Below are 24743 nucleotides of genomic sequence, written 5' to 3'. Positions count from 1 at the left end.
GGCCTGCACAGCAGGCCCCTGTCTCAACATGAAACACCCAGTCGCGAAATGGCACGGTCCGGCTGCACCCTGGTGTGCCTGCGCACCCATGCGAAAGCTGCTAAGAGGCTGAAACACAACGTTTTTCCAACATGTGGCACAGTTTCTGTATCGCAACTGTCACATGCACACCTGCTGTACCAAAACGTGCGAGAACGATAAGAACAACAACCGTGGAGGTCTGACCTTGAACACGACTCGACTCCGGCGGCATGCGGGCAAACTGGCGCTGGTCGCCGCCGCACTGCTGGGCACCCAGGCCATGGCGGCCGAGCAGGGCCCTAACCTGTTGCAATCCAAGTGCATGGGGTGCCATATCCCCGAGGGCAACGATACCTACAGCCGCATCAGCCATCAGCGCAAAACGCCTGAAGGCTGGCTGATGAGCATCGCCCGCATGCAGGTCATGCACGGCCTGCAGATCAGCGACGATGACCGGCGCACCCTGGTCAAGTACCTGGCCGACAAACAGGGCCTGGCGCCCAGTGAGACCGATGGCGTGCGCTACGCCATGGAGCGGCGGCTGAACACCGTCGAGCACTTCGACCCGCTGCTCAGCGAAACCTGCGGCCGTTGCCATTCCGGTGCCCGCGTCGCCTTGCAGCGCCGCCCCGCCCAGGAATGGGAGCACCTGGTCAACTTCCACCTCGGCCAATGGCCGTCTCTCGAATACCAGGCCCAGGCGCGTGACCGCGACTGGCTTGAAATCGCCCTCAAACAAATGGTGCCGGACCTGGCCAAGCGCTTCCCGCTCGACAACCCGGCCTGGGCCGAATGGCAGCAAGCCCGGCCTAAAGCCGACGCACTGCCGGGGCAGTGGGCGTTCAGCGGCCATATGCTGGCCAAAGGCGATGTCCGTGGGGTGATGAGTGTCAGCGCGGGCGAGGGTGACACCTTCAAGGTCGAGGTCAAAGGCAGCTACGCCGACGGTACGCCGTTCAATGGCAGCGGCTCGGCGATCCTCTACAACGGCTATGAATGGCGCGGTAACGTGAAGGTCGGCGACAACAACTTGCGCCAGGTATTCGCGGCGCTGGATGGCGAAATGAAAGGCCGCATGTTCGAGGCCGATCACGACGAGCGTGGCCTGGATTTCAGCGCGGTGAAAGAGGGCAAGGCGCGCCTGCTGGCGGTGCAGCCGGCGTTCATCAAGGTGGGTACTGAAAGTGAGATCACCCTGGTCGGCAGTGGCCTGTCGGGCAAGCCGGAGCTGGGCGCAGGCGTTGAAGTGACCGAAGTGCTGGAGGCCACCCCGACCCTGGTAAGGGTCAAGGCGCGTGCTGCGGCTGACGCCAAAGCGGGCCAGCGAGACGTGGCAGTGGGCGCACTCAAGGGCGTCAACCTGGCGGTTTACGACAAGGTCGACGAGGTCAAGGTGGTGCCGGCGTTCTCGATTGCCCGCATCGGCGAGAACGGCGCGTCGGTACCGAAGGTTCAGGGGCGTTTCGAAGCCGAAGCCTGGGGCAAGGACGCCAGCGGCCAGCCGCTGCGCATCGGTTATCTGCCCGCCAAATGGAAGGTCGAGCCGTTCAACGAACGTGCAGCCGAGGATGAGGATGTCAAATTCGCCGGGCAGATGCAGGCCGACGGCGTCTTCGTCCCCGGCGGCGCAGGGCCTAACCCGGCACGCAAGATGATGACCAACAACGCCGGCAACCTGAAAGTCATCGCCACCCTGGCTGACGGCGGCCAGACCGGCGAGGGCCACATGATCGTCACCGTCCAACGCTGGAACAACCCGCCCTTGCCATGAGGCAGGTGTGAACGCGTTTTTCAACGGATCGATTATCGGAGGTCGCCATGGGCGCACTATTGAACCTGGTCGAACGCAACCTGCACGAAGTGCAGGTCGATGCCGACCGCATGCTGTTCCATATCCCCAGCAGCTCGCTGTTCGCCACTGACGCGGTGACCGGCGGCATCATCGACACCCTGCGCCAGCAAGGCTGCTCCGCCGAGGAGCTGATGCAGCGCCTCGGCCAGCAGTTTGCCGGTGCCGACATCCAGGAGACCCTGCGCGAGCTGATCGCCCTGGAAGTGGTCAGCGACGGCTCGCCACTGACGCCTGAAATCGCCCTCAAGCAGGTCGAACGCACGGCATTGAACACCGTGGTACTCAACGTCAACACTGGCTGCAACCTCAGTTGCACCTATTGCTACAAGGAAGACCTGGACAAACCTTCGGCGGGCAAGAAGATGAGCACCGCCACCGCCGAGGCATCGGTGGAGATGCTGCTCAAGGAGTCCCCCGACGAGCAACGCTACAGCGTGGTGTTCTTCGGCGGTGAACCGTTGTCCAACCGGCCCTTGATCGAGCACATGGTGGCCTACTGCGAACGGCGCTTCGCCGAAGCCGGCAAGCAGGTGGAGTTCATCATGACCACCAACGCCACCTTGCTCACCGAAGAGATCATCGACTGGCTCAACGCCCATCGCTTCGGTTTGTCGATCAGTATCGACGGGCCGAAGACCGTGCATGACCGCAACCGCATCACCGTGGGCGGGCAGGGTACCTACGACGTGGTACGGCGCAAGGCCGAGATGCTGCTGTCGCGCTACAACAGCCGCCCAGTGGGGGCGCGGGTTACCCTGACCCGTGGCATCACCGATGTCGAGACCATCTGGAATCACTTGTTCAACGAGCTGGGCTTTGCCGAAGTCGGCTTTGCCCCGGTGACCTCGGGCGACCTGTCGGCGTTCAACCTCACAAGCGATGAGCTGGTGCAGGTGTTCGCCAACATGAAGGCCCTGGGCCGACGCTACCTGGAAGCGGCGCTGGAGCACCGCAACATCGGTTTTTCCAACCTGCACCAACTGATCACCGACATCCACGAGGGCCACAAGAAGGCCCTGCCGTGTGGCGCGGGGTTGAAAATGCTGGCGGTAGACCACGAAGGCGAGCTGAACCTGTGCCACCGCTTCACCGGCTCCAGCCTGCCGACCTTCGGCAATGTGCATCAAGGCGTGAAGCAGGCCCAGCTCAATGACTTCTTGTCGCAACGCCTGGACCGCAGCAATACGGGTTGCGAGAGCTGCCGTATCCGCAACCTGTGCTCCGGTGGCTGCTACCACGAGAGTTATGCCCGCTACGGCGACCCGCAGCACCCGACCTATCACTACTGCGAGCTGATGCGCGACTGGGTCGACTTCGGCATCGAGGTCTACAGCCGCATCATGGCCGCCAACCCGGCCTTCATCGACCGCTATATCACCCCGCGGAAGGCGCACTGACATGAAGCACTTGAAGCCCCTGAACAACAAGGCGCGCATCCTCGAACAGGCCGCTGCCGAAGACCGTGTCGAAGAAGTCATGGCGATGAGCGCGGTGGCGGGCTGTACCGCCACCACCGACCCGGGTTGGGAAGTGGACGCCTTTGGTGGCGTGAGTTCGCTGTGCCAGCCCATGGAGGCTGACCTCTACGGCTGCTCCGACCCCTGCTGGTGGCCGGCCCAGGTGCCGGACATGATGAGCACCTACCAGGACTGGAACGCCCAGGCGAGCAACTCCCAGGACGACTGGCGCAACCTCGGCACCGTGTTCCCGAAAGACAAGTGACCGGCCCAACAAGAATGACAAGGGGAAACCGCATGAAACCTGGACTCTGCGCGCAACTCGCGCTCACCGTCGCCGCCACGGCCAGCGCCTGGGCGGTACAGGCTGAGGACACCGGGCCGGCCTTGAAGGCTGGCCATGAATACCTGATCGTGACCAACTACCCAAACAACCTGCATGTGGTCGATGTGGCCAGTGATGCGCTGTACAAAAGCTGCCGCATGCCCGATGCGTTCGGCCCTGGCACCGCCATGATGGCGCCGGACAACCGCACCGCCTACATCCTCAACAACCATTACGCCGACATCTACGGCATCGACCTGGACACCTGCAAGACCACCTTCCACGCCAACTTGTCCAGTGTGCCAGGGGAGGTCGGCAAGGCGATGTATTCCTTTGCCATCAGCCCGGACGGCAAAGAGGTGTATGCCACGGTCAACCCAACCCAGCGCCTGAATGACCACTATGTGGTCAAACCGCCGCGCCTGGAGGTGTTCCGCACCGCCGACGGCCTGGCTGCCAAGCCTGTGCGTACCTTCCCGATGCCGCGCCAGGTGTACCTGATGCGCGCCGCCGACGATGGCAGCCTGTTCGTGGCCGGCCCGGACATCTACAAGATGGACGTGCAAACCGGCAAGTACGAGGTGGCGTTGCCGTTGCGCACCTGGAACCGGCCAGGCTACAGCGCCCCGGACGTGCTGTATTTCTGGCCGCACCAGAGCCCGCGGCACGAGTTCTCGATGCTCTATACCATCGCCAAGTTCAAGGATGAAAAGCGCGACCCGAATACCGCCGAGCTGCTCTATGGGTACTTGAGTGTCGACCTCAAGACCGGCAAGACCCACACCCAGGAGTTTGCCGACCTGACCGAGCTGTACTTCACCGGGCTGCGTTCGCCAAAAGACCCGAACCAGATGTATGGCGTGCTCAACCGCCTGGCGCGGTATGACATCAAGGAACGCAAACTGATCAAGGCGGCTAACCTTGAGCACACCTACTACTGTGTGACCTTCGACAAGAAGGGCGACAAGCTGTACCTGGGCGGCACCTTCAATGACCTGGCGGTGTTCGACCCCGAAACGCTGCAGAAGGTGAAGAACATCAAGCTGCCGGGTGGGGATATGTCGACCACTACGCCGCAGGTGTTCATCAGGTAAGTCGCCGGGGCTGCTGCGCGGCCCTCTCGCGCCACAAGGCCGCTCCCGCAATGGCAGCGGCCTACCTGTGTAGGAGCGGCCTTGCGTCGCGAAAGGGGCGCGCAGCGCCCCCAACAATCTAAAAGGGTGCACACGTTGATGACCCAACCCAGTTATACCCAAGGTAATACAATCAAGGCCTTGCTCAGCCAATGCATCGGCGATGCCTTCGACACGACCGTGGCCCGCTTCCCCGACCGCGAAGCCCTGGTCGTCCGCCACCAGGCCTTGCGCTACACCTGGCGCCAACTGGCCGAGGCGGTTGATCAGCACGCCCGCGCCCTCATGGCCCTGGGCGTGCAAGCCGGCGACCGCCTGGGTATCTGGGCGCCCAACTGTGCCGAGTGGTGCATCACCCAGTTCGCCAGCGCCAAGGTTGGCGCCATCCTGGTCAACATCAACCCCGCGTACCGCACCAGCGAACTGGACTATGCCCTGGGCCAGTCGGGCTGCCGCTGGGTGATCTGCGCCGACGCGTTCAAGACCTCCGATTACCACGCCATGCTGCTGAGCCTGGTCCCCGGCCTTGCCAATGGCACGCCGGGCGCACTGGCCTGTGAGCGCTTCCCCGAGCTGCGCGGAGTGGTGAGCCTGGCCGTTGCGCCGCCGCCGGGTTTTCTCGCCTGGCACGCCCTGCAGGCCCGTGCCGACGCTGTCAGCGGCGAGGCCCTTGCGGCGCGACAGGCGCAATTGCACTGCGACGACGCAATTAACATCCAGTACACCTCCGGCACCACTGGTTTCCCCAAGGGCGCCACGCTGAGCCACAGCAATATCCTCAACAACGGCTATATGGTCGGCGAAAGCCTCGGCTTGACCGAGCACGATCGCCTGGTCGTGCCGGTGCCGCTGTACCACTGCTTTGGCATGGTCATGGCCAACCTCGGCTGCATGACCCATGGCAGCACCCTGATCTACCCCAACGACGCTTTCGACCCGTTGGCCACGTTGCGGGCAGTCGCCGAAGAGCAGGCCACTGCGCTGTATGGCGTACCGACCATGTTCATCGCCGAACTGGATCATCCGCAACGCCGCGAGTTCGACCTGTCGAGCCTGCGCACCGGCATCATGGCCGGCGCCACCTGCCCGATCGAGGTCATGCGCCGGGTGATCGACGAGCTGCACATGGCCGAAGTGCAAATTGCCTACGGCATGACCGAAACCAGCCCGGTGTCACTGCAAACCGGCGCAGACGACGACCTGGAGCGCCGCGTGACCAGCGTCGGTCGCACCCAGCCACGGCTGGAACACAAGGTGATCGATGCCGACGGCGCCACCGTGCCGCGTGGCGAGATCGGCGAGCTGTGCACCCGTGGCTACAGCGTGATGCTGGGTTACTGGAACAACCCCAAGGCCACGGCCGATAGCATCGACGCCGACGGCTGGATGCAGACCGGTGACTTGGCGGTGATGGACGAGCAGGGCTATGTGCGCATCGTCGGGCGTAGCAAGGACATGATCATTCGTGGCGGCGAGAACATCTACCCACGCGAGCTGGAAGAGTTTTTTTTCACCCACCCGGCAGTCGCCGACGTGCAGGTGATTGGCGTGCCGTGCAGCAAGTATGGCGAGGAAATCGTGGCTTGGGTGCGGTTGCATCCGGGGCATGCGGCCACTGAAAACGAATTGCGCGAATGGGCAAGGGCGCGGATTGCCCACTTTAAGGTGCCGCGCTACTTCCGCTTTGTCGATGAGTTCCCCATGACGGTGACCGGCAAGGTGCAGAAGTTCAGAATGCGGGAAATCAGTGTCGAGGAATTGTCTGCAGACAACCGATAATTCAACCTTGGAGCAAATCTGGGCTGTTGAAATTGCTTAACCGCGGGTCATCCTCGGCACACTCCAACCCCTGCACCGGCTCAAGCAGCAGGGCCTTCTGCAAACTCCGCTCACCGGCTGCCCAGGCCTGCTGCAACACCGGCAGCAGCCTGCGCGGCAACACACTGAACATCGGCTGCCAGTAACCCCCCTGGCGCACCATCGCAGCACTGTCGCCAACCACCGCCAATTGCAGCAAATCCTCGATCAACCCTTGGTCAATCAGCGGTGCATCGCAGGCCAGCACCACGACCCAGTCACGCCGCGCCGCCGTCAGCCCGGCGATCACCCCGGCCAACGGCCCGGGGAAATCCAGCTCCGCGTCGCCCACTATCTGGTCGGCGTAGGTGGCGTAGGTCTTCTGGTTACGGTTGCAGGAAATCACCAAATCAGTGCTGATTGGTCGCACAGTCCGTTGCACGTGTGCAACCAATGGCTCTCCTCGCCACTCCACCAAACCTTTGTCACGGCCGCCCATGCGCTGACCGCGCCCGCCAGCGAGGATGAGAATTGAGCAGGGGGGGAGGTGGGTAGTCATGAAAAAGGGTTCCGGCAAATCGATGCCCGGAACCCTCTCATTCAATGCGATGCTTGTCCAGTCAAGCGTCGCGGGTCTGCGCCTGATCGGCGTGGGCTTTTTTGCGCCCAGCCAACCGCATCACTACTACGAAGAACACCGGCACGAACACCACTGCCAGGGTTGCGCTGAGCATCCCGCCGATCACCCCGATACCGATCGCCTGTTGGCTCGCTGAGCTGGCACCGGTGGCGATGGCCAGGGGGACCACCCCGAGGATGAAGGCCAGCGAGGTCATGACGATCGGCCGCAGGCGCAGACGGGCGGCCTGCACGGCGGCGTCGACGGCATCGACACCTTGGTCCACCAGGCTCTTGGCGAACTCGATGATCAGGATCGCGTTCTTTGCCGACAGGCCGATCAAGGTGATCAGGCCGACCTTGAAGAACACGTCGTTGGGCATGCCGCACAGGGTCACTGCCAACACTGCGCCGAGCACGCCGAGCGGGACAACCAGCAGCACGGCGGTCGGGATCGACCAGCTCTCGTACAGCGCTGCCAGGCACAGGAACACCACCAGCAGCGACAGCGCCATCAGCATCGGTGCCTGGCTGCCGGACAGCCGCTCCTGCAGGGACAGGCCGGTCCATTCCAGTCCCGTGCCGGCAGGCAACTGCGCAACCAGGCGCTCGACTTCGGCCATGGCCTCGCCCGAGCTGTAGCCTGCGGCCGGTTCACCGGAGATCGAAACCGCCGGATAACCGTTGTAGCGGGTCAATTGAACGGGACCGCTGACCCACTTCGCCTGGACGAATGCACCCAACGGCACCATCTTGCCTCTGCTGTTGCGCACGTGGATTTTCAGCAAATCCTCGACCTGGCTACGCTGATCGCCTTCGGCCTGCACCACTACCCGTTGCATACGGCCCTGGTTGGGGAAGTCGTTGACGTAGTTGGAGCCTACGGCGGTATCCAGCACCGCGCCGATGTCGGTGAACGACACACCCAAGGCGTTGGCCTGACGGCGGTCGATCTCCAGTTGCACCTGTGGGCTTTCGGCCAGCGAACCCTCGCGCACGTTGACCAGCACCTTGCTTTCGCCAGCACTGGCCAGCAACGTGTCGCGGGCTGCCATCAGTGCGGTGTGGCCCATGCCGCCACGGTCCTGCAGGCGGAATTGGAAACCCGTCGATTCGCCGAGCCCGTCGATGGGCGGCGGCAGCACGGCGTAGGCCACGGCATCCTTGAGCTGGGTGAAGGCCATGGTCGCGCGGTCGGCGATCGATTGCGCGCTATCATCGTCACCGCGCTCGGACCAGTCCTTGAGTGTGGTGAAGGCCAGTGCTGCGTTCTGCCCGCTGCCGGAGAAGCTGAAGCCGAGGATCAGCGTGGTATTGCCGACACTGGGCTCTTCGGCGTTATGCGCCTCGATCTGTGCGGCCACCTGTTCGGTGCGCATGCGGCTCGCGCCTGGCGGCAGCTGGATGTCGGTGATGGTGTAGCCCTGGTCTTCGGTGGGCAGGAACGCCGTGGGCAATTGGCTGAAGCCATAGCCCAGCACGGCCAGCAGCACGCCATACACCAGCAGGTAGCGGCCACTGCGCTTGAGCGCCTGCACCACCCAGCGCTGGTAGCCGTTGCTCATGCTGTCGAAGCGTCGGTTGAACCAGCCGAAGAAGCCCTTGCGTTCGTGGTGCTCGCCCTTGGCCAGCGGTTTGAGCAAGGTCGCGCACAGGGCTGGGGTCAGGCTCAGGGCGAGGAACGCCGAGAACAGGATCGACACCGCCATCGACACCGAGAACTGCTGGTAGATCACCCCCACCGAACCTTTCATGAAGGCCATCGGCAAGAACACCGCCACCAGTACCAGGGTAATGCCGACGATCGCCCCGCTGATCTGGCCCATGGCTTTGCGCGTGGCTTCCTTGGGCGGCAGGCCTTCTTCGGCCATGATCCGCTCGACGTTTTCTACCACCACGATGGCATCGTCAACCAGGATGCCGATGGCCAGGACCATGCCGAACAGGGTCAGCACGTTGACCGAGAAACCCAACGCCAGCATCACGGCGAAGGTGCCCATCAGCGCCACCGGCACCACCAGCGTCGGGATCAACGTATAACGCAGGTTCTGCAGGAACAGGAACATGACCGCGAACACCAGCAACATGGCCTCGAACAGGGTAGTGATGACCTGCTTGATGGACACCTTCACGAACGGCGAGGTGTCATACGGAATGTCGTATTTGACCCCATCCGGGAAGTAGCGCGACAGTTCCTTCATTTTGGCCCGCACCAGGTCGGCGGTTTCCATGGCGTTGGCGCCGGGCGCCAGCTGTACGCTGAATGCGGTGGCTGGTTTGCCGTTCAGGCGTGTGCCGTACTGGTACTCCTGGGCGCCGATCTCGACCCGGGCGACATCGCCGATGGTCACGGTAGAACCGTCCGCGTTGGCGCGCAGAACAATCGCCGCGAATTCTTCCGGGGTGCTCAGCTGGCCCTTGACCAGCACGTTGGCGGTGATTTCCTGGGTGCCACGGGCGGGCAGATCACCAATGCTGCCAGGGGCGACCTGGGCGTTTTGCGCATTGATGGCATCGGCCACATCGTTGGGCGTGAGGTTGAACCCGATCAGCTTGCTCGGGTCGATCCAGATGCGCATGGCGCGCTCGGAGCCATACAACTGGGCCTTGCCCACGCCTTTCAGGCGACGGACTTCGTTCATCACATTACGCGCGAGAATATCCGACAAGGCGGTTTCGTCGAGTTTGCCGTCTTCCGAGGTCAGGGTGGCCAGCAGCAGGAAGCCGGTGGACACCTTTTCCACCTGCAGGCCCTGTTGGGTCACAGGGCGAGGCAGGCGTGACTCGACCACCTTCAGACGGTTTTGCACATCGACCTGGGCCAGGTCGGGGTGGGTGCCAGGCTCGAAGGTGGCGGTGATGGTGGCGCTGCCCAGGCTGCTTTGCGACTCGAAGTACAGCAGGTTGTCGGCGCCATTGAGCTCCTGCTCGATCAGGCTGACCACGCTTTCGTCCATGGTCGCCGCCGAGGCGCCTGGGTACACGGCGTAGATTTCCACTTGTGGCGGGGCCACGTTGGGGTACTGGGCCACCGGCAACTGCGGGATGGCCAGGGCACCGGCAAGCAGGATGAACAATGCGACCACCCAGGCGAACACCGGGCGGTCAATGAAGAATTGCGGCATGGATCAGCCCCTCACTGGCTGTTGTGCTGTGCGATGGGCGGCGCGCCGGGCGCTGTGCCCTGGCTCGTTTCGACCTGCACCTGGTCGCCGGCCTTGACGTGCTGCAGGCCTTCGATAACCACTTGTTCACCGGGCGCAAGGCCTTCGCTGACGACCCAGCGGTCGCCCTGGGCGCTGCCCAGCACCACCTGGCGGTCGCTGATGCGGGCCTGCGGGTCGACCACCAGCACTTTTGGCACCCCGGCGCTGTCACGCAGGATGGCGCGTTGCGGCACGCTGAGGCCTTTGGGCTGCACCGCCTGCTCCAGGCGCACGCGCACGTAACTGCCAGGCAGCAGGTCGAGGTCCGGGTTGGGGAACTCGCTGCGCAGGGTGATCTGGTTGGTGCTCGGGTCGACGCTGATGTCGGAGAACAGCAATTTGCCGGGCAGCGGGTAGGCGCTGCCATCGTCCTGGATCAGCGTGGCGCGGGCCTGGCCGTCGCCGACCTGCTGCAACTCGCCGGCACGCAGGGCACGGCGCAGGACATTGAGCTCGCGGGTCGACTGGGTGACGTCGGCGTGGATCGGGTCCAGTTGCTGGATGGTGGCCAGGGGCGTGCTCTCGTTCTGGCCGACCAGTGCACCTTCGGTCACCAGCGCGCGGCCGATGCGCCCGGAAATGGGCGCGGTCACCGTGGCATAACCCAGGTTCAGGCGGGCGCGCTCCAGCGCGGCCTTGGCTTCGGCGACTTCGGCGTCGGCCTGCAGGAAGCTGGCTCGGGCATTGTCGTATTCCTGGCGGCTCACGGCCTTGTCGTCGACCAGCTCGCGGTAGCGTTGCTCCTGCAGGCGGGCTTGATACAGGGTGGCCTGGGCCTTGGCCAGGGTGGCGCGGGCACTGTCGTGGTCGGCCTTGAAGGGCGCCGGGTCGATGAGGAACAGCACGTCGCCTTGCTTGACGTCACTGCCCTCACGGTACACCCGCTTGAGTACCACACCCGCCACCCGTGCGCGCACTTCGGCGGTACGCGGGGCGAGGATACGGCCGCTGAGTTCGCTGCTGATGGCCAACGGCTGCAGCTGCAGGGTTTCCACGCGCACTTGCGGCGTGGGCATTTCTTCTTCCTGCTCGGCGCTGTCGCCACAGCCGGCCAGGGACAAGCTCAGAAACGCCAGAAGCGCCACGGGGCGCAGGCGAGGGGGGAGGCTAGTAGGCATACGGATCTTCCGATGATGACGCGGTGTATGCTACGGCAGGCGTTCCCTCGGTGGCTGTTAATACCTGTAGGGCGAGTGTGAAAAAGTGTGAAGAAGCGTCCTGCCAGGGCGTAGGATTCTATATCCTGCCTGGACTTTCTCATGTGTCAAAGCGCTTATGCCAAACCTCCTACTGGTCGAAGACGACAGCGCCCTGTCCGAACTGATCGCCAGCTACCTGCAACGCAACGATTTCCATGTTCAGGTGATCGCCCGTGGCGACCACGTGCTGGACGAATTTCGCCGGCAGAAACCTGACTTGGTTATCCTCGACCTGATGTTGCCCGGCATCGACGGCCTGCAACTGTGCCGCTTGCTGCGCCAGGAATCGCAGAGTTTGCCGATTCTCATGCTGACCGCCCGTGACGACAGCCATGACCAGGTACTGGGCCTGGAGATGGGTGCGGACGATTACGTGACCAAACCCTGTGAGCCGCGCGTGCTGCTGGCCCGCGTGCGGACGTTGCTGCGCCGCAGCAGTGTCAACGAGCCACGCCTGGACAGCGACCTGATCCAGATCGGTGGCTTGTGCATCAACTTGGCCGAGCGCACCGTCAGCTGGCGCGGCGAAGAGGTGGAGCTGTCCAGCGGTGAGTACAACCTGCTGGTGGTGCTGGCGCGCAATGCTGGCGAAGTGCTTAACCGCGACCGCATTCTCCAGCAACTGCGCGGCATCGAGTTCAACGGCACCGACCGTTCGGTGGATGTCGCCATCTCCAAACTGCGCCGCAAGTTTGACGACAGCGCTGGCGAGGCGCGCAAGATCAAGACCGTATGGGGCAAAGGCTACCTGTTCAGCCGTGTCGAGTGGGAGTGCTGACCGAGCATGTTGAAGATCCTGGTGCGCCTGTACCTGGTGATTATCGTCGCCTACGCCGGTGCGCTGCTGCTCATCCCCAACACCATCGTCGGCCTGTTCCACGAGCGCTTCATGGCCTACAACCTCGACCAGGCCAAAGGTGTGCAATCGCTGATCGTGCGCCAGTTTCACCAGGCCCCGCGTGAGCAGTGGCCAGCGGTAGAGCAAGACCTGGCCGACGCCTTCGCACCCCTCGAGGTCAAGCTGCTGCGCAGGGACCAGGCCGACCTGAGCACTGATGAACGGGCGCGCCTGGAACATGGCATGCATGTGGTGCGCATCGCTGACTGGGGTTATTACGAGACGGTGCTGGCCCCCCTCGACAAAGACTGGCTGGTGCGCCTGCATGCGCCCGAGGACCCGCTGGACATCAACGTGCTGTCGTGGGGCGTGACGGTGCTGATCGGTGCAGCCATGCTCGGTTGCCTGCTGCTCTGGGTGTGGCCGCACTGGCGTGACTTGGAGCGGCTCAAGGAAACCGCCCGGCGCCTGGGCCAGGGGCAGATGGCAGAGCGAACGCACATCTCGGCGCACTCGAACATCGGTGAACTAGCCGGGGTGTTCGACACCATGGCCACCGACCTTGAGCGCCACGTCAACCAGCAGCGCGAGCTGCTCAATGCGGTGTCCCACGAACTGCGCACCCCGCTGACCCGTCTGGACTTCGGCCTGGTGCTGCTGTTTGACGAAGTGCCGCCTACCAGCCGTAAACGGCTGCTGGAGCTGGTCGGCCATGTGCGCGAACTGGATGAACTGGTGCTGGAGCTGTTGTCCTACAGCCGCCTGTACAACGCCGATCAGGCGCGTGAGCGGGTCGAGGTGTCGCTGCTGGAGCTGGTGGACAGCGTGCTCGGCAGTTTTGCCGAAGAGTTGGACAGCCGTGGCATTGAGTGGGAAGTGCGTGCCGAGCGCGAACTGCCACGTTTCGTGCTCGACCCCCGGTTGACGGCGCGGGCGGTGCAGAACCTGGTGCGCAACGCGATGCGTTATTGCGACCAAAGCCTGCTGTTGAGGTTGCGGCTTGAGGATGACGGCGCCTGCCTGCTGACGGTCGAGGACGACGGGATCGGTATTCCGGTCGAGGAGCGTGAGCGGATCTTCCAGCCGTTCTATCGCTTGGACCGTAGCCGTGATCGCAATACCGGCGGGTTCGGCTTGGGGCTGGCGATCAGCCGGCGGGCGATCGAAGGGCAGGGCGGTACGTTGACGGTGGCACAGTCGGCGCTGGGTGGGGCGCAGTTCATGATTCGTTTGCCGGCGGGTGGGTAGGTTGGCTGTACCGGCCCTTTAGCGGGCTTGCCCGCGAAAGGGCCTAGCCTGCTAGGTGCTGCTTTCGGCCAGACGACTCGTCCACAGCACAACCCGATCCTTGCCAGTGTGCTTGGCCTCATACAGCGCCTGGTCCGCCCTGACCAGCGCCATGGTCAGGGTATCGGCACTGTCCACCTGGGCCAGCCCGATGCTGATCGTCACCGGATGCGCACCCAGGTCTTCCCGCACCCGCCTGCATAACGCCGCAACCTGTTGCTCGGCAGCCGCTTGATCCAGCCCCTGGAAGAAGATCGCAAACTCCTCGCCGCCGAGCCTTGCAAATTCATAGCCTGCCATCGACGCCTTGATGTGCACCGCCACACGCTTGAGCACTTCATCGCCAATGTCATGCCCGAAACGGTCGTTGACCTTCTTGAAGTTGTCGATGTCGATCATTGCCAGGTACTGCCCAGGTGTTTTCTGCTGCAGCTGGCGCTCGGCCTTGGCCATGAACGAGCGGCGGTTGGGGATCTCGGTCAGTACGTCAACGTATGCCTGGTCGAGCAACAGCTTGGACATGTAGAAATTGTGCAGCTTGGCCTGCCGGATACGCAGGTAGCTGTAGATCACCAGGCCACTGAGGAACACCGCGTAGCTGATCAGCATGGCGGCTTCCAGGTCGTCCGGGTTGATGTTGGTGCCGTAGAAGGGGTTGAGCATGACCCACGTGATGGCCATGGCACAGAAGAATGACCAGCGCCGCACCGGCAGTACCGAGACGCTGTACAGCACAGTGGACGTGCCCAATACCAGCCAAACCGGACGCAGGGCGATTGGAATGCCATCGATGAGCAGGCGCATGCCCAGCGTGATGACGGTGATGAACACGAGGTTGAGGACGTCGAAGTGCTGGCTTTTGCGGGTGAAGCCGAGCACCACGGTGAGGCTGCACATCAGTGTGATGAACAGGCCAGAGAGCCAGGTGAAACGTTGGCCACCCAGGTAGCTGACGATGACGTCGAAGACCAGCCAGACGGCGATGCTGACGCCGAAGATCAGTTGGCAGAAGCGGCGCGAAGCATCGAACTCGTGCTGGCGGAACTCGGCACGCAGGGCGGCGGGGGCGACCTGCTGGCGGACATGTTCCTCAATGGTCTTGAACATCGGCTGAGCTCCTTTGAGGCATGCATTGTCAACACTGGCCTCTTCGCGGGCAAGCCCGCTCCCACCGATTCACCCCACGGCCAACAAACACTTCAGGCTTTTGCTTGTGGGCCACATCTTGTAGTTTGGTAGGTCATTTTTCAGGGAGTTGAACATGCAAGGCAAGGCACGCAAGATCGTCCAGGCCCTCCTCTACGAAGCCATCGCCGTTGCCTGTGTGGCACCTGCCCTGGAACTGGCCTTTGCTGCAGGCATGGCGCAATCGACCGTGCTGTCAGTGCTTATGTCGGGCATCGCCATGAGCTGGAACATGGGCTTCAACTGGGCGTTCGAGCGCTGGGAGGCGCGCCAGCGCCAGCGCGAACGCACCTTCAGGCGCCGGGTATTGCATGCCCTGGGTTTCGAAGGCGGGCTGGTGGTGATTCTGCTGCCGCTGGTGGCGTGGTGGCTGGATGTCAGCCTGTGGGCGGCCTTCCTCACCAACCTGGCACTGTTCGTGTTCTTCTTCGTGTATGCGTTCGTTTTCCAGTGGGGGTTCGACAAGGTGTTCGATGTGCCGCTCTCGGCGCAGCAGGCAAAGTGTTGACTTGCTGCCGTGCGGCGGGATAAGTTCCCATCCCATGAACACATTCGCGCACGTGAACGCCATTATTATTACCGCCATTATCAGTTTGGCGGGCTAGCGCGTACGTGCACCTAACCCGCCCTGGAGGCGGGTTTTCACTCTCTGACTCCTGGGCAACGTGAAACAAGCCAAGGAGTCATCGATGACCAGCTTCAGCGCCAACCTGCGTACACCTGCCACTCCCCAGCAACTGCTGTCGGAGCAGGTGCGGCGCATTCTCGCCGCTCCGGTTTACGACCTGGCCATCGAAACGCCGCTGCAGGTAGCGCCTGCGCTGTCTGCCAGCCTGGGCAACCAGGTGCTGCTCAAGCGTGAAGACCTGCAACCCACCTTCTCGTTCAAGATCCGCGGTGCCTACACGCGGCTGTCGCGGCTGACACCCGCCCAGCGCGAACGCGGGGTGATCACCGCGTCGGCGGGCAACCATGCCCAGGGCGTCGCCCTGGCGGCCTCGCACCTGGGCCTGAAAGCCACCATTGTCATGCCAACCACCACGCCGTCGCTGAAGGTCGAAGGGGTGCGTTCGCGGGGTGGCCACGTGGTGCTGCACGGTGAGAGCTTCCCCCATGCGTTGGCCCACGCCTTGAAACTGGCGGACAGCGAAGGCGCCACTTTCGTGCCACCGTTCGACGACCCGGACGTAATCGCCGGCCAGGGTACAGTGGCCATGGAAATCCTGCGCCAGCGCCCGGGTGCGCTGGATGCGATCTTCGTCCCGGTGGGGGGTGGCGGGCTGGTGGCGGGCATCGCCGCCTACGTCAAATACCTGCGGCCCGAGGTCAAGGTGATCGGCGTCGAGCCGGAAGACTCCAACTGCCTGCAGGCTGCCTTGGCCGCAGGCGAGCGGGTGATCCTGCCGCAGGTCGGCACGTTTGCGGATGGCGTGGCGGTGGCCCAGGTCGGCGCCCACTGCTTCGAGCTGTGCCGGCACTTCGTCGATGAGGTGGTTACCGTCAACAGCGATGAACTGTGCGCGGCGATCAAGGACATCTACGACGACACCCGCTCGATCACCGAGCCTTCCGGTGCCCTGGCCGTGGCCGGCATCAAGAAATACGTGGCCCGTGAGGGTGTCCAGGGGCAGACCCTGGTGGCCATCGACTCGGGTGCCAACGTCAACTTCGACCGCCTGCGCCATGTGGCCGAGCGGGCTGAATTGGGCGAGCAGCGCGAGGCGATCATCGCCGTGACCATTCCCGAACAACCGGGGAGCTTCCGCGCATTCTGCCAGGCGCTGGGCAAACGCCAGATCACTGAGTTCAACTACCGCTATTACCCGGGCAAGGAGGCGCGTCTGTTTGTCGGCGTGCAGACCCATCCGCTGCACGACCCGCGGGAGAAGCTGTTGACCAGCCTTGCCGAGCAGGGCTACAGCGTGCTCGACCTGACCGACAACGAACTGGCCAAGCTGCACGTGCGTCACACCGTGGGCGGCCATGCCGCGTCGGGGGCGGATGAGCGCGTGCTGCGCTTCGAGTTCCCGGAGCGGCCTGGGGCGTTGCTGGGCTTCCTGGAGCGGTTGGGCAAACGTTGGAACATCAGCCTGTTCCACTACCGTAACCATGGTGCAGCAGAGGCGCGGGTATTTGCCGCCCTGGAGGTGCCGGCGGACGAGCAGCCAGGGTTGCCACAGGCGCTGGATGAGATGGGCTATCGGTACTGGGATGAAACCGAGAACCCGGCGTACACGCTGTTTCTGGGTTGATCTGTAGGAGCGGCCTTGCGCCGCGCAAGGCCGCTCCTACAACAACGCGTGCGTAGCCCTAGGGTGCTTAGCGCTCACGCATGAAGAAACCCGCGACAAACTTGCGGAAGGTTTCCAGGCTCTTGAAGTCGGCGTAGCGCTTGAAGTTCTCGGCATCCGGTTCCGGCCCGATCGGTTGCTCCAGCAACGACACGGACAGCACCCGGTCTTGATCCGAGGTCAGTACCAGCTCATCCATCACTTGCCCGCCGATCACTGGGCGGCGCATCTGCACCTTCACGCCTTTGCTCGCCATCCAGTCGATCAGCGACACCAGCGCCTTGAGCGGCTCGCGCTCTTCATCGCGGTACACCGGGAACAGGTGGGCGCGCGACAGCACAGGCACGCTGGCCACATGGATCAGTTCATAGAAATGGCTGCCAGCGGTGGTGGGTGAGTACAGCGCGAGCGCCAATAGCGGTCCAGCCGTGCGGCTTCCGCCCCAATAGAGGTGGTGGCCTTGGAAATCGAAACCCTCGTCGCTGCGGTTGTTGAACAGCTTTCGCCCTTTGATCTGGTCGACGCAGTCGAGCATCAACCCATGCCGACGGTGATTGCCGAACACCGTGGCCTCGCGCAGGCGGGCCTTGAGCATCATCATGTGCTTCATGTCCAGCCGGGTTTCCAGGTAATTGCCGGCCGGCACCCGCTCTAGCAGCGGGTAGCGGCTGGCAACGCTGCGCAGTTCGGCAAACTGCCCGGTGAGGTCTTTTTTCAGGTGGGTAGCGTAGAGGTTCAAGCCGCTGATCTCGATCCAGGTCAGCAGCAGCGACAGCAGCCGTTGCTGTTCGCGCCGGTCATGGCCCTCACCGCCGCCGCTGTCTGGGGCCGGGCGAAAGTCCCCGATCAGGCGCAACGGCGTGTCCGGAGGCAACCACGCGGCGGGTGGGGCAGGGTCGTCTTCGCGCTCTGCGGCTTCACGCTCGTCCTTGGTGAACGGGCAGCCAGGCGCATGCTCGGCAGTGTCTGGGTTATTTTTCAGGAACAAAGTGCCGGTGTTGCCGTTGAGGGTCACGTTCAGCACCGGCAGGGCATCCTTGCGGCAGTCGCAGGCCAGCCACTGGTTGGCGTTGCGCACCTTCATCAGCAACTGGTTAGCCTGCAGCAGGCGGGGGCCGACCAGCGCACCTGTGGTGAAGCCGACCAGCAGCTCTTCTTCGGCGGGTGTCAGGCTGCGCACCTGCGCGGCGGTTTTATCGATGATACGCATTGATGGGCAGCTCCAAGCTACAAGCCTCAAGCTTCAAGCAAAGCGGTTTCAGTTTCAACTTGAGGCTTGCAGTTGGCCGCTCAACTGCCGCTGAACATCTTCGCGGCGCGGTCGCGAATCTCATCAGGGCTAAGGTCCTCCTTGTGGGTCGAGACGAACCAGATATTGCCGAACGGGTCTTTGAGGGTGCCGCTGCGGTCGCCATAAAACTGATCCGTCACTTCGCGCAGCTGGGTGGCGCCGCATGCGAGGGCCTGGGCATAGACCTTGTCGCAGTCGTCGACATACAGGTGCAGGCCCACTGCCGCGCCAGCGAGTTTCTGGCTGGCCGTCAGGCCACCTTCCATGTCGCAGGGGTCGCCGAGCATCAGCGACGAATCACCGATCTTCAATTCTGCATGACCCACGCGACCGCCGGGGGCGTCAAGGCGAAACATCTCAACCGCGCCAAAGGCTTTTGCGTAGAACTCGATGGCTTTGGCGGCGTCGCTGATGGCCAAGTAGGGGGTGATGCTGTGCTGGCCTTCGGGGATGGGTTTGGCTGCCATGTTCGACTCTCCTTTGAAGTGGGCGCCGGGTGGCGCCCTCTTGCTTAGAGTCGTTTGCACGGATGGAAAATCGACAGTGGCGCTAGATCGATTCTCTATAACGGCGGCAGTCAGAAGATGTAATCGGTGGTCAGGAAGCTCGACTGTCGATTGCGGATGATCTCGCTGATCAACGTTTTGTTGGCTTCCTGGAACTTGGTTGCCACCAGCGTGCGGATCGAGAATACGCGCAAGGCGTCGTGCACCGACAACGTGCCTTCGGCGCTGTTCTTGCGCCCATTGAACGGGTAGGTGTCTGGCCCGCGCTGGCACTGCGCGTTGATATTGATGCGACCGACCTGGTTGGCAAAGGTATCGACCAGGCTACCGATGGTCGCCGGGTCGTTGCCGAACAGGCTCAGCTGCTGGCCGTAGTCGGAGTCGAGCACGTAGTCGATCACGGTTTCCAGGTCGCGATAGGGCACTACCGGCACCAACGGCCCGAACTGCTCCTCGTGGTACACCCGCATGTCGTGGTTCACCGGGTAGAGCAGGGCGGGGTAGAAGAACGAACCACGGCTTTGCCCACCGCCTTCGTTGATGACCCGTGCACCCTTGTCGATGGCATCGGCCACCAGGCCGTCGAGATAATCGACCTTGCCCGGTTCCGGCAGTGGCGTCAGCGCCACCCCAGGCTCCCATGGCATGCCGGGTTTGAGCGCGGCCAACTTGCGCTGGAATTTCTCCAGGAAGGCATCGACCACATCCTCATGGACGAACAGCACTTTTAGCGCGGTGCAGCGCTGCCCGTTGAATGACAAGGCGCCGGTAACGGCCTCTTCGACAGCGTTGTCCAGGTCGACCTGTGGCAGCACGATGCCGGGGTTCTTGGCATCCAGGCCTAGCGCTGCGCGCAGGCGGTGCGGGCGTGGGTGCAGTTTTTTCAGGTCACTGGCGGCCTTGTGAGTACCGATGAAGGCAAACACATCGACCAGGCCGCTGGCCATGAGCGCGCTGACGGTCTCGCGGCCGCGGCCATAGATGACGTTGATCACCCCCGGCGGGAAGCTGTCGCGGAAGGCTTCGAGCAACGGGCGAATCAGCAGTACGCCAAACTTGGCCGGCTTGAACACCACGGTGTTACCCATGATCAGCGCCGGGATCAGCGTGGTGAAGGTTTCGTTGAGGGGATAGTTGTACGGCCCCATGCACAATGCCACACCCAGTGGCGCCCGCCGGATCTGGCCGAGGGTGCCTTGTTCGAGCTCGAAGCGGCTGGAGCGGCGGTCGAGGTCCTTGAGCGCGTTGATGGTATCGACGATGTAGTCGCAGGTGCGGTCGAACTCTTTTTCTGAGTCCTTGAGGTTCTTGCCGATTTCCCACATCAGCAGCTTGACCACGGCCTGGCGCTGTTCGCGCATGCGCGCCAGGAAGGTTTCGACATGCTGAATACGTTCAGCAACACGCATCGTGGGCCAAACGCCGCGGCCTTTGTCGTAGGCCTGCACGGCGGCATCGAGCGCGGTCAGGGCGGTGTCGGCATCAAGCAGCGGGGCGCTGCCGAGAATGACCTGGTGCTCGCCGTCGGCTTGCTTGAGCCAGACCGGGCTGCGCACGGTGGCCAGCGGGCCGTCCCAGCGCCTGAGCTGGCCATTCACCAGGTAGTCGCGTTGTTCCAGGGGGGCTTCCAGACGCCAGGTGTCGGGGATGTTCTCGGCGGTGGGGAAGAGTGAATCGAGCAGACGGTCCATGGGTACTGCACCTCACATATTTGAGCGGATTTCGTGCCGGGTGAAACGCTTCAGCTTCGAGCATGCACCGGCCGCAGGAAAAACACCAGTCTGGCTCAACATTGCGCGCTGGCGATGAGTTCACAGCGGCAGGTTGAACAGGTTGTAGGGCGGGTGCGTCAACCACTCTTCGCGTAGCACCTGATCGGCATCAATGGCTGCCAGGCGCCGCCAGAATTCCGCGCGGGCTTGCCGGGGGCTCGCAAGAAAGAAGTCGCCTTCAAGCAAGGGCCTGAGGTCGCGGCGGTACTGAAGTGGCAAACGCTGCCAGAGTGCGGCCTGTTCGGGGCCCGTCTCTTCGAAGAACTCAGCATAGTCGCCTTCCCACACCAGCAAATCGACCTGATGGGCTGCATTGTAAGCATCGACCTGGGCAAGCATGCCTTCGCTGAGCCAGTCACTTTCCAGGCACAGGGCTTCGGCGACCGGTTCAGGGGTATTAAAGCCTGCAGGCAGTTGTACGAACTGGTTGTTCGAAAGGTCCAGCACGAGCGGTTCGGCGACAAGCTCCAGGCCTTCGGGTAGCTCGGTCAGCCTACAGTCAGTCAAAAACAAGGTTTTCAGGTTGGGGAGCCTGCTCAGGTCAGGGGCCTCAATCAGCGGGTTGCCCGAAAGGTCCAGCACGACCAGCCCAGAGCACTGGTTCAAGGCTACCTGGGCGTGGTTGTCCCACGTGATGCGGTTGTTATCCAGGTCAAGCCAAGTCAATCGATCGGGGTTGGCCAATCGGGGCAGGGAATCGAAACGGCAATTGGATAACCACAAACGCCTCAGGTTGGGAAAGCATTCGTGGAACTCGTCGGGGAGCTGACTGAGGGCGGGGTTGTTGCTCAGCGACAGGTGTTCAATATGGGTGAAGTCGTCTGGCAGCGCCAGGCTGGTCAAGTCCTGGTTTTCAAGTTCGAGGCCGGAGAGGTCGAGGCTGGCGATCCGGCCGCCGCTTGCGAGCGGAACACTCGAGAGGCGCCGCCAAGCGTTGACGATAGGCTGGATTGCCCGATGCCGTTGGTGCGGGCGCAGAGGGTCGGGGCGGGCCCACGCCTGCAAATCGCGGCGCAGGGTCTCCAGACGTTGTTGCAGGTCGCGCAGCCTTTGTGTGGGGGAGCGAAGGTCATTGTTGCCGTGAGGCTCATCGTCATCTTGCTCGTTTCCAAGTGCATCTTCGATCTCTGAATCGGTTGCATCGGGGTACAGTCGGCGATAGGCACCGGCCAGTGAACCCGTCTGCCGTGGGTGCGGTGGTGCGGGGTCCAGTGGCCGACCGCCGCGCAGTTGACCAGGGTGCGCGCGCCGGATGGCGCGATGCCCCCACAGTCTTTGCGCAAGGGCGTCTCTGTCTGCGTTGGCCCAGGCCTGGATGCGCTGGCGCAATGAATCGCCGTTTGCCTCGGAGATCGTCAGCGCGTCCCGGTGAGCCTGCGCTAGCACCTGTTCCACTGCACGGCACAGGTCCAGGTCTTGCGCGGCGGGAGCAGGGCGCTGCCCCAGATCCGCCTCATAGCCTTGAGCAGACTTGATGACCCGGCTGACACTTCCTGCCTGGTGGCTACCAACACTGTCAAGCAACGGGCCTTCGGGGCTACCGTCACGCAGTTCCAGGCGTACTTCGCGCGGCCAGTCAGGCAGGCCATCGAGGGCGCTGAACAGCAGGCGCTCGCTATCGGCATTGGCCCGGGCGGGTACCAGCACGCCTTCCAGGGCTCGGACCAGAGGCAGTTCGCTGTGCGTGTGTTCAATCTGCTGGCGCAGCCACGCAGGTAACGCCGCTTCGTTTTCCCAGGCAAGTGCTTCAACGGCGCTCAGAGGCGCCAACAGGCGCCTGGCAAGCGTGGCCGACAGGCGGGGGTAGGCTTGCAGTAACCGACGTGTTGCGGGTTCGACAGGTGCGGCGCCGTTATAAAGGCGTTCGAACAGGCCTTGTGGCGAGTCGCCGCCCAGTGCCTCAGCCTTGGCTTGTGCGGCCATGCGCTGCAAGGTGTCGAGCAGCAGCGCAGGTGGCGATTGCCCTTCGAGGTGCACACGGCGCAAGCCCGCAGCATCGACGCCACAAATACGCCCTGCCAACGCCAATTGCTCTGCCGTGAACGCCGTGTAAGCGTGGCCCAGGCGCCGGGCAAGCTGCGCGAACGACCACAGCGATGGCTGTTCGTGGCTGGCGCGCCAAGCACCTTGCTCATTGTGCTCCAGCGGTGGTTGCCAAGCGTCTTGCAGCTGCGGGTGGACGATACGCCACTGTTGCAGTTCGCTGTCCAGACGTTGCTCGTAGAGGTGGCCATCCATATGAATGAAACAGCGGCCATCGTGCAGGTATTGGCCCTGTGCATTGGGTTGCAGGTGTTCCGGCAACGCAGCGTGGCTGCGGTAGGGGGTGAGGTCTGCTTGCCAGAGCCTGTAGTGCCCATCGTTGCTACGCACCTCCTGCAAGCTCTCCATCAGCGGGCTTTTGAACAGTTTCGGCACCACGTGGCCTGCTGCCGCCAAGCCTGCGATCAGTGCCAGGTTCAGGCCCACCGCCTCCAGGTGACGCAGTGCCAGGTGGCGATCGCCTTGATGCCAGGCCTCATAGCCTTCGTATACCTCGCCAAGCAGTTGGCAGGCAGTGACAGCCAGCATCAACGTGCCCACGGCTGGGATGAAAAAGCCTGCAATATTGAGCGCGTCCAGGCCGCGGTCTTCCCACGCTTGCAGGCGGCTCGCCCGCGCCTTGGCATCGGCTTCGGCGGTGGGCACGGCCAGTTGGCGGGCTTCGCGCTTGAGGCGGGCAACGTGCAGCGCCTGATAGAGGCCGAACGGCTCCTCGGTGATCACCTGCCGCGTCGGGCGCAAGTCGGCCCGGGGTGCCCGCAACCATGCCTGGTCGTCGGCAGAAGTGCCCGAAGCGTCGATGTTTTGGTGCAGCAGGTCGAGAAAGTGTGGGTGCTGATCCTGTTCCAGGTACGCCATGAACGCCTGGCGGGCAAGGGGGTCGAGCAGCAGGGCCACCAAGGCCTCGTGTACGGCGTCAAGGTCGGTACATTGCCGCAAGGCCTGGTCGTGGCCTGGCAGGTAGAGCAATAGGCCGGCGCTGCCGGCGTCAATCAGCATGACCTCGTGCAGCGTGATACCAGACAGCGCCAGCTGCCAGCACGCCACGCTGCTGCCCTGCAGCAACAGGTCGACCCGGTCGCGCGCGGCGCCGCCAAGCACATGGCGCAGGTAGGCCAGGTCGGCGGCCAGGCGCAAGCGGTCCTTGTATACGGCAATTGCCTGCTCGCGCACCAGAGGCTTAGCGTAATGCTGCTCAAGATGGGCCTGGTACTGCCCCCCCAAATCCAGCGCCCGGCACAGTGTGGCGAACGTGGCGGGTGCAAGCGGCAGTCGTTGCACTTGGTAGCGTTCCGATGACAGAGGGAAGTGCGCCGGAGCTGTTTGCGGGCCAAGAATCGCGGTGCCCTGAACTTCAATGGTTGTGACCTGAATCGTGGCGCTCAGGGCGATGGCGCTCTGAGGGGTGAAGCTTTCGTCGTCGGCAAAGTTCTGCAGTGCGGCCTGCAACAGATTATCGCGACGATGGCTAAACAGGTTGCGCAGGCCTGCCCAATGCCACGTGCTTTCTACCCGCAGCAGCTCGGTGCCACGAAGTGGCGCGGTGCAGCCCTGTTCGGCAAGGGCTGCGAGCAATAGCGGTTCAGCGAACGCAGTGACTTGCTCAAGGCCCTTGAGCGAACGGGCCAGCATGGCCTGGGAACGCAGTAGGCGCGACTGGCTACGTTGCACTGCCTGGCGAAGGTCAGGCGCGGCATTGGCGTACCAGTCCTGGGTGTAAAAGCTCGGTAGTTGGCTTTGCTTCAAACTGTGCCAATCCGAGGCCGCTATTCGGTGCGTCCAAGTGGGTAACCGGTGCTTGAGCAGGTCGTGTTGCGGATCGAACTTAGATAATGCGGGCATGATGATGTTCCTTTATGAGGAGACAGCATCAAAAGGCATTTACTAATAACCAAGTGGTAGCCGAATAGTACCTGCAACTG

At 63.1% G+C, this 24743-nt stretch carries 17 protein-coding genes; 9 read left to right on the top strand and 8 right to left on the bottom strand.

The features are described 5' to 3' along the window. Positions 1 to 226: 226 nt before the first annotated feature. The 5 genes from peaA (at position 227) to OGV19_RS11435 (ending at position 6567) form a co-directional block, all read left to right on the top strand. The gene (gene peaA, locus OGV19_RS11455; RefSeq protein ID WP_264313464.1) at positions 227 to 1792 is read left to right on the top strand and encodes a quinohemoprotein amine dehydrogenase subunit alpha; all 1566 of its coding nucleotides are present in this window, start codon (positions 227 to 229) and stop codon (positions 1790 to 1792) included. A 47-nt stretch (positions 1793 to 1839) separates the two neighbouring features. Beyond that, positions 1840 to 3270: a quinohemoprotein amine dehydrogenase maturation protein gene (gene peaB / locus OGV19_RS11450; RefSeq protein ID WP_264313463.1), complete on the top strand. Its 1431-nt coding sequence runs from the start codon at positions 1840 to 1842 to the stop codon at positions 3268 to 3270. 1 nt (position 3271) lies between these two features. Continuing rightward, entirely contained in the window at positions 3272 to 3595 is a 324-nt protein-coding gene (gene qhpC, locus OGV19_RS11445) for a quinohemoprotein amine dehydrogenase subunit gamma (protein ID WP_054891339.1), read from the top strand. A 32-nt stretch (positions 3596 to 3627) separates the two neighbouring features. Then, positions 3628 to 4749, top strand: a complete 1122-nt coding sequence (peaD, locus tag OGV19_RS11440) for a quinohemoprotein amine dehydrogenase subunit beta (RefSeq protein ID WP_264313462.1) — start codon at positions 3628 to 3630, stop codon at positions 4747 to 4749. Positions 4750 to 4887: 138 nt separating this feature from the next. Then, positions 4888 to 6567, top strand: coding sequence for a fatty acid CoA ligase family protein (locus tag OGV19_RS11435; RefSeq protein WP_264313461.1), 1680 nt, complete (start codon positions 4888 to 4890; stop codon positions 6565 to 6567). A 1-nt stretch (position 6568) separates the two neighbouring features. Here the strand turns inward: OGV19_RS11435 and mobA are convergent, their stop codons facing one another. From mobA to OGV19_RS11420, 3 genes are all read right to left on the bottom strand, one after another. Beyond that, the gene (gene mobA / locus OGV19_RS11430; protein ID WP_264313460.1) at positions 6569 to 7144 is read right to left on the bottom strand and encodes a molybdenum cofactor guanylyltransferase MobA; all 576 of its coding nucleotides are present in this window, start codon (positions 7142 to 7144) and stop codon (positions 6569 to 6571) included. 61 nt (positions 7145 to 7205) lie between these two features. Next, a complete protein-coding gene (locus OGV19_RS11425) occupies positions 7206 to 10328 on the bottom strand; it encodes a multidrug efflux RND transporter permease subunit (protein ID WP_264313459.1) in 3123 nt (1040 codons plus the stop codon). Between the two features lie 11 nt (positions 10329 to 10339). Beyond that, positions 10340 to 11527 carry an efflux RND transporter periplasmic adaptor subunit gene (locus OGV19_RS11420; RefSeq protein WP_264313458.1) on the bottom strand — a complete coding sequence of 396 codons (1188 nt, stop codon included), beginning with the start codon at positions 11525 to 11527 and terminating at the stop codon, positions 10340 to 10342. Between the two features lie 157 nt (positions 11528 to 11684). Here OGV19_RS11420 and OGV19_RS11415 point away from each other — a divergent pair, with 157 nt between their 5' ends. Both OGV19_RS11415 and OGV19_RS11410 read left to right on the top strand, forming a co-directional pair. Further along, positions 11685 to 12386, top strand: coding sequence for a response regulator (locus tag OGV19_RS11415; RefSeq protein WP_264313457.1), 702 nt, complete (start codon positions 11685 to 11687; stop codon positions 12384 to 12386). A gap of 6 nt (positions 12387 to 12392) precedes the next feature. After that, entirely contained in the window at positions 12393 to 13694 is a 1302-nt protein-coding gene (locus tag OGV19_RS11410) for an ATP-binding protein (RefSeq protein WP_264313456.1), read from the top strand. Positions 13695 to 13745: 51 nt separating this feature from the next. Here OGV19_RS11410 and OGV19_RS11405 read toward each other — a convergent pair whose 3' ends face one another. Continuing rightward, a complete protein-coding gene (locus OGV19_RS11405) occupies positions 13746 to 14840 on the bottom strand; it encodes a GGDEF domain-containing protein (RefSeq protein ID WP_264313455.1) in 1095 nt (364 codons plus the stop codon). Between the two features lie 154 nt (positions 14841 to 14994). On the opposite strand from OGV19_RS11405, the gene OGV19_RS11400 reads away from it, so the two are divergent. Together OGV19_RS11400 and ilvA are read left to right on the top strand one after the other, a co-directional pair. Then, positions 14995 to 15426 (top strand): PACE efflux transporter, encoded by a 432-nt coding sequence (locus tag OGV19_RS11400; protein WP_264313454.1) that lies wholly within the window; start codon positions 14995 to 14997, stop codon positions 15424 to 15426. Between the two features lie 181 nt (positions 15427 to 15607). Next, positions 15608 to 17170 carry a threonine ammonia-lyase, biosynthetic gene (gene ilvA, locus OGV19_RS11395; protein WP_264313453.1) on the top strand — a complete coding sequence of 521 codons (1563 nt, stop codon included), beginning with the start codon at positions 15608 to 15610 and terminating at the stop codon, positions 17168 to 17170. 67 nt (positions 17171 to 17237) lie between these two features. Here the strand turns inward: ilvA and OGV19_RS11390 are convergent, their stop codons facing one another. From OGV19_RS11390 to OGV19_RS11375, 4 genes are all read right to left on the bottom strand, one after another. Further along, positions 17238 to 18419, bottom strand: a complete 1182-nt coding sequence (locus OGV19_RS11390; protein WP_264313452.1) for a DUF8534 domain-containing protein — start codon at positions 18417 to 18419, stop codon at positions 17238 to 17240. 80 nt (positions 18420 to 18499) lie between these two features. Next, positions 18500 to 18967: a VOC family protein gene (locus OGV19_RS11385; RefSeq protein WP_264313451.1), complete on the bottom strand. Its 468-nt coding sequence runs from the start codon at positions 18965 to 18967 to the stop codon at positions 18500 to 18502. 110 nt (positions 18968 to 19077) lie between these two features. Then, entirely contained in the window at positions 19078 to 20697 is a 1620-nt protein-coding gene (locus OGV19_RS11380) for an NADP-dependent glyceraldehyde-3-phosphate dehydrogenase (protein WP_264313450.1), read from the bottom strand. A 120-nt stretch (positions 20698 to 20817) separates the two neighbouring features. Then, positions 20818 to 24663: a leucine-rich repeat domain-containing protein gene (locus tag OGV19_RS11375; protein WP_264313449.1), complete on the bottom strand. Its 3846-nt coding sequence runs from the start codon at positions 24661 to 24663 to the stop codon at positions 20818 to 20820. Positions 24664 to 24743: the final 80 nt, after the last annotated feature.

The organism is Pseudomonas putida (genome assembly GCF_025905425.1).
Taxonomy (GTDB): Bacteria; Pseudomonadota; Gammaproteobacteria; order Pseudomonadales; family Pseudomonadaceae; genus Aquipseudomonas; species Aquipseudomonas putida_AF.
This window is presented reverse-complemented; position numbering and strand designations above follow the sequence as displayed.

What these genes read in the sequence shown, in the direction of transcription:
- peaB (WP_264313463.1), top strand. Translation starts at nt 1,840, where the DNA reads ATGGGCGCACTATTGAACCTGGTCGAACGCAACCTGCACGAAGTGCAG.
- qhpC (WP_054891339.1), top strand. Translation starts at nt 3,272, where the DNA reads ATGAAGCACTTGAAGCCCCTGAACAACAAGGCGCGCATCCTCGAACAG.
- peaD (WP_264313462.1), top strand. Translation starts at nt 3,628, where the DNA reads ATGAAACCTGGACTCTGCGCGCAACTCGCGCTCACCGTCGCCGCCACG.
- OGV19_RS11435 (WP_264313461.1), top strand. Translation starts at nt 4,888, where the DNA reads ATGACCCAACCCAGTTATACCCAAGGTAATACAATCAAGGCCTTGCTC.
- mobA (WP_264313460.1), bottom strand. Translation starts at nt 7,144, where the DNA reads ATGACTACCCACCTCCCCCCCTGCTCAATTCTCATCCTCGCTGGCGGG.
- OGV19_RS11425 (WP_264313459.1), bottom strand. Translation starts at nt 10,328, where the DNA reads ATGCCGCAATTCTTCATTGACCGCCCGGTGTTCGCCTGGGTGGTCGCA.
- OGV19_RS11420 (WP_264313458.1), bottom strand. Translation starts at nt 11,527, where the DNA reads ATGCCTACTAGCCTCCCCCCTCGCCTGCGCCCCGTGGCGCTTCTGGCG.
- OGV19_RS11415 (WP_264313457.1), top strand. Translation starts at nt 11,685, where the DNA reads ATGCCAAACCTCCTACTGGTCGAAGACGACAGCGCCCTGTCCGAACTG.
- OGV19_RS11410 (WP_264313456.1), top strand. Translation starts at nt 12,393, where the DNA reads ATGTTGAAGATCCTGGTGCGCCTGTACCTGGTGATTATCGTCGCCTAC.
- OGV19_RS11405 (WP_264313455.1), bottom strand. Translation starts at nt 14,840, where the DNA reads ATGTTCAAGACCATTGAGGAACATGTCCGCCAGCAGGTCGCCCCCGCC.
- OGV19_RS11400 (WP_264313454.1), top strand. Translation starts at nt 14,995, where the DNA reads ATGCAAGGCAAGGCACGCAAGATCGTCCAGGCCCTCCTCTACGAAGCC.
- ilvA (WP_264313453.1), top strand. Translation starts at nt 15,608, where the DNA reads ATGACCAGCTTCAGCGCCAACCTGCGTACACCTGCCACTCCCCAGCAA.
- OGV19_RS11390 (WP_264313452.1), bottom strand. Translation starts at nt 18,419, where the DNA reads ATGCGTATCATCGATAAAACCGCCGCGCAGGTGCGCAGCCTGACACCC.
- OGV19_RS11385 (WP_264313451.1), bottom strand. Translation starts at nt 18,967, where the DNA reads ATGGCAGCCAAACCCATCCCCGAAGGCCAGCACAGCATCACCCCCTAC.
- OGV19_RS11380 (WP_264313450.1), bottom strand. Translation starts at nt 20,697, where the DNA reads ATGGACCGTCTGCTCGATTCACTCTTCCCCACCGCCGAGAACATCCCC.
- OGV19_RS11375 (WP_264313449.1), bottom strand. Translation starts at nt 24,663, where the DNA reads ATGCCCGCATTATCTAAGTTCGATCCGCAACACGACCTGCTCAAGCAC.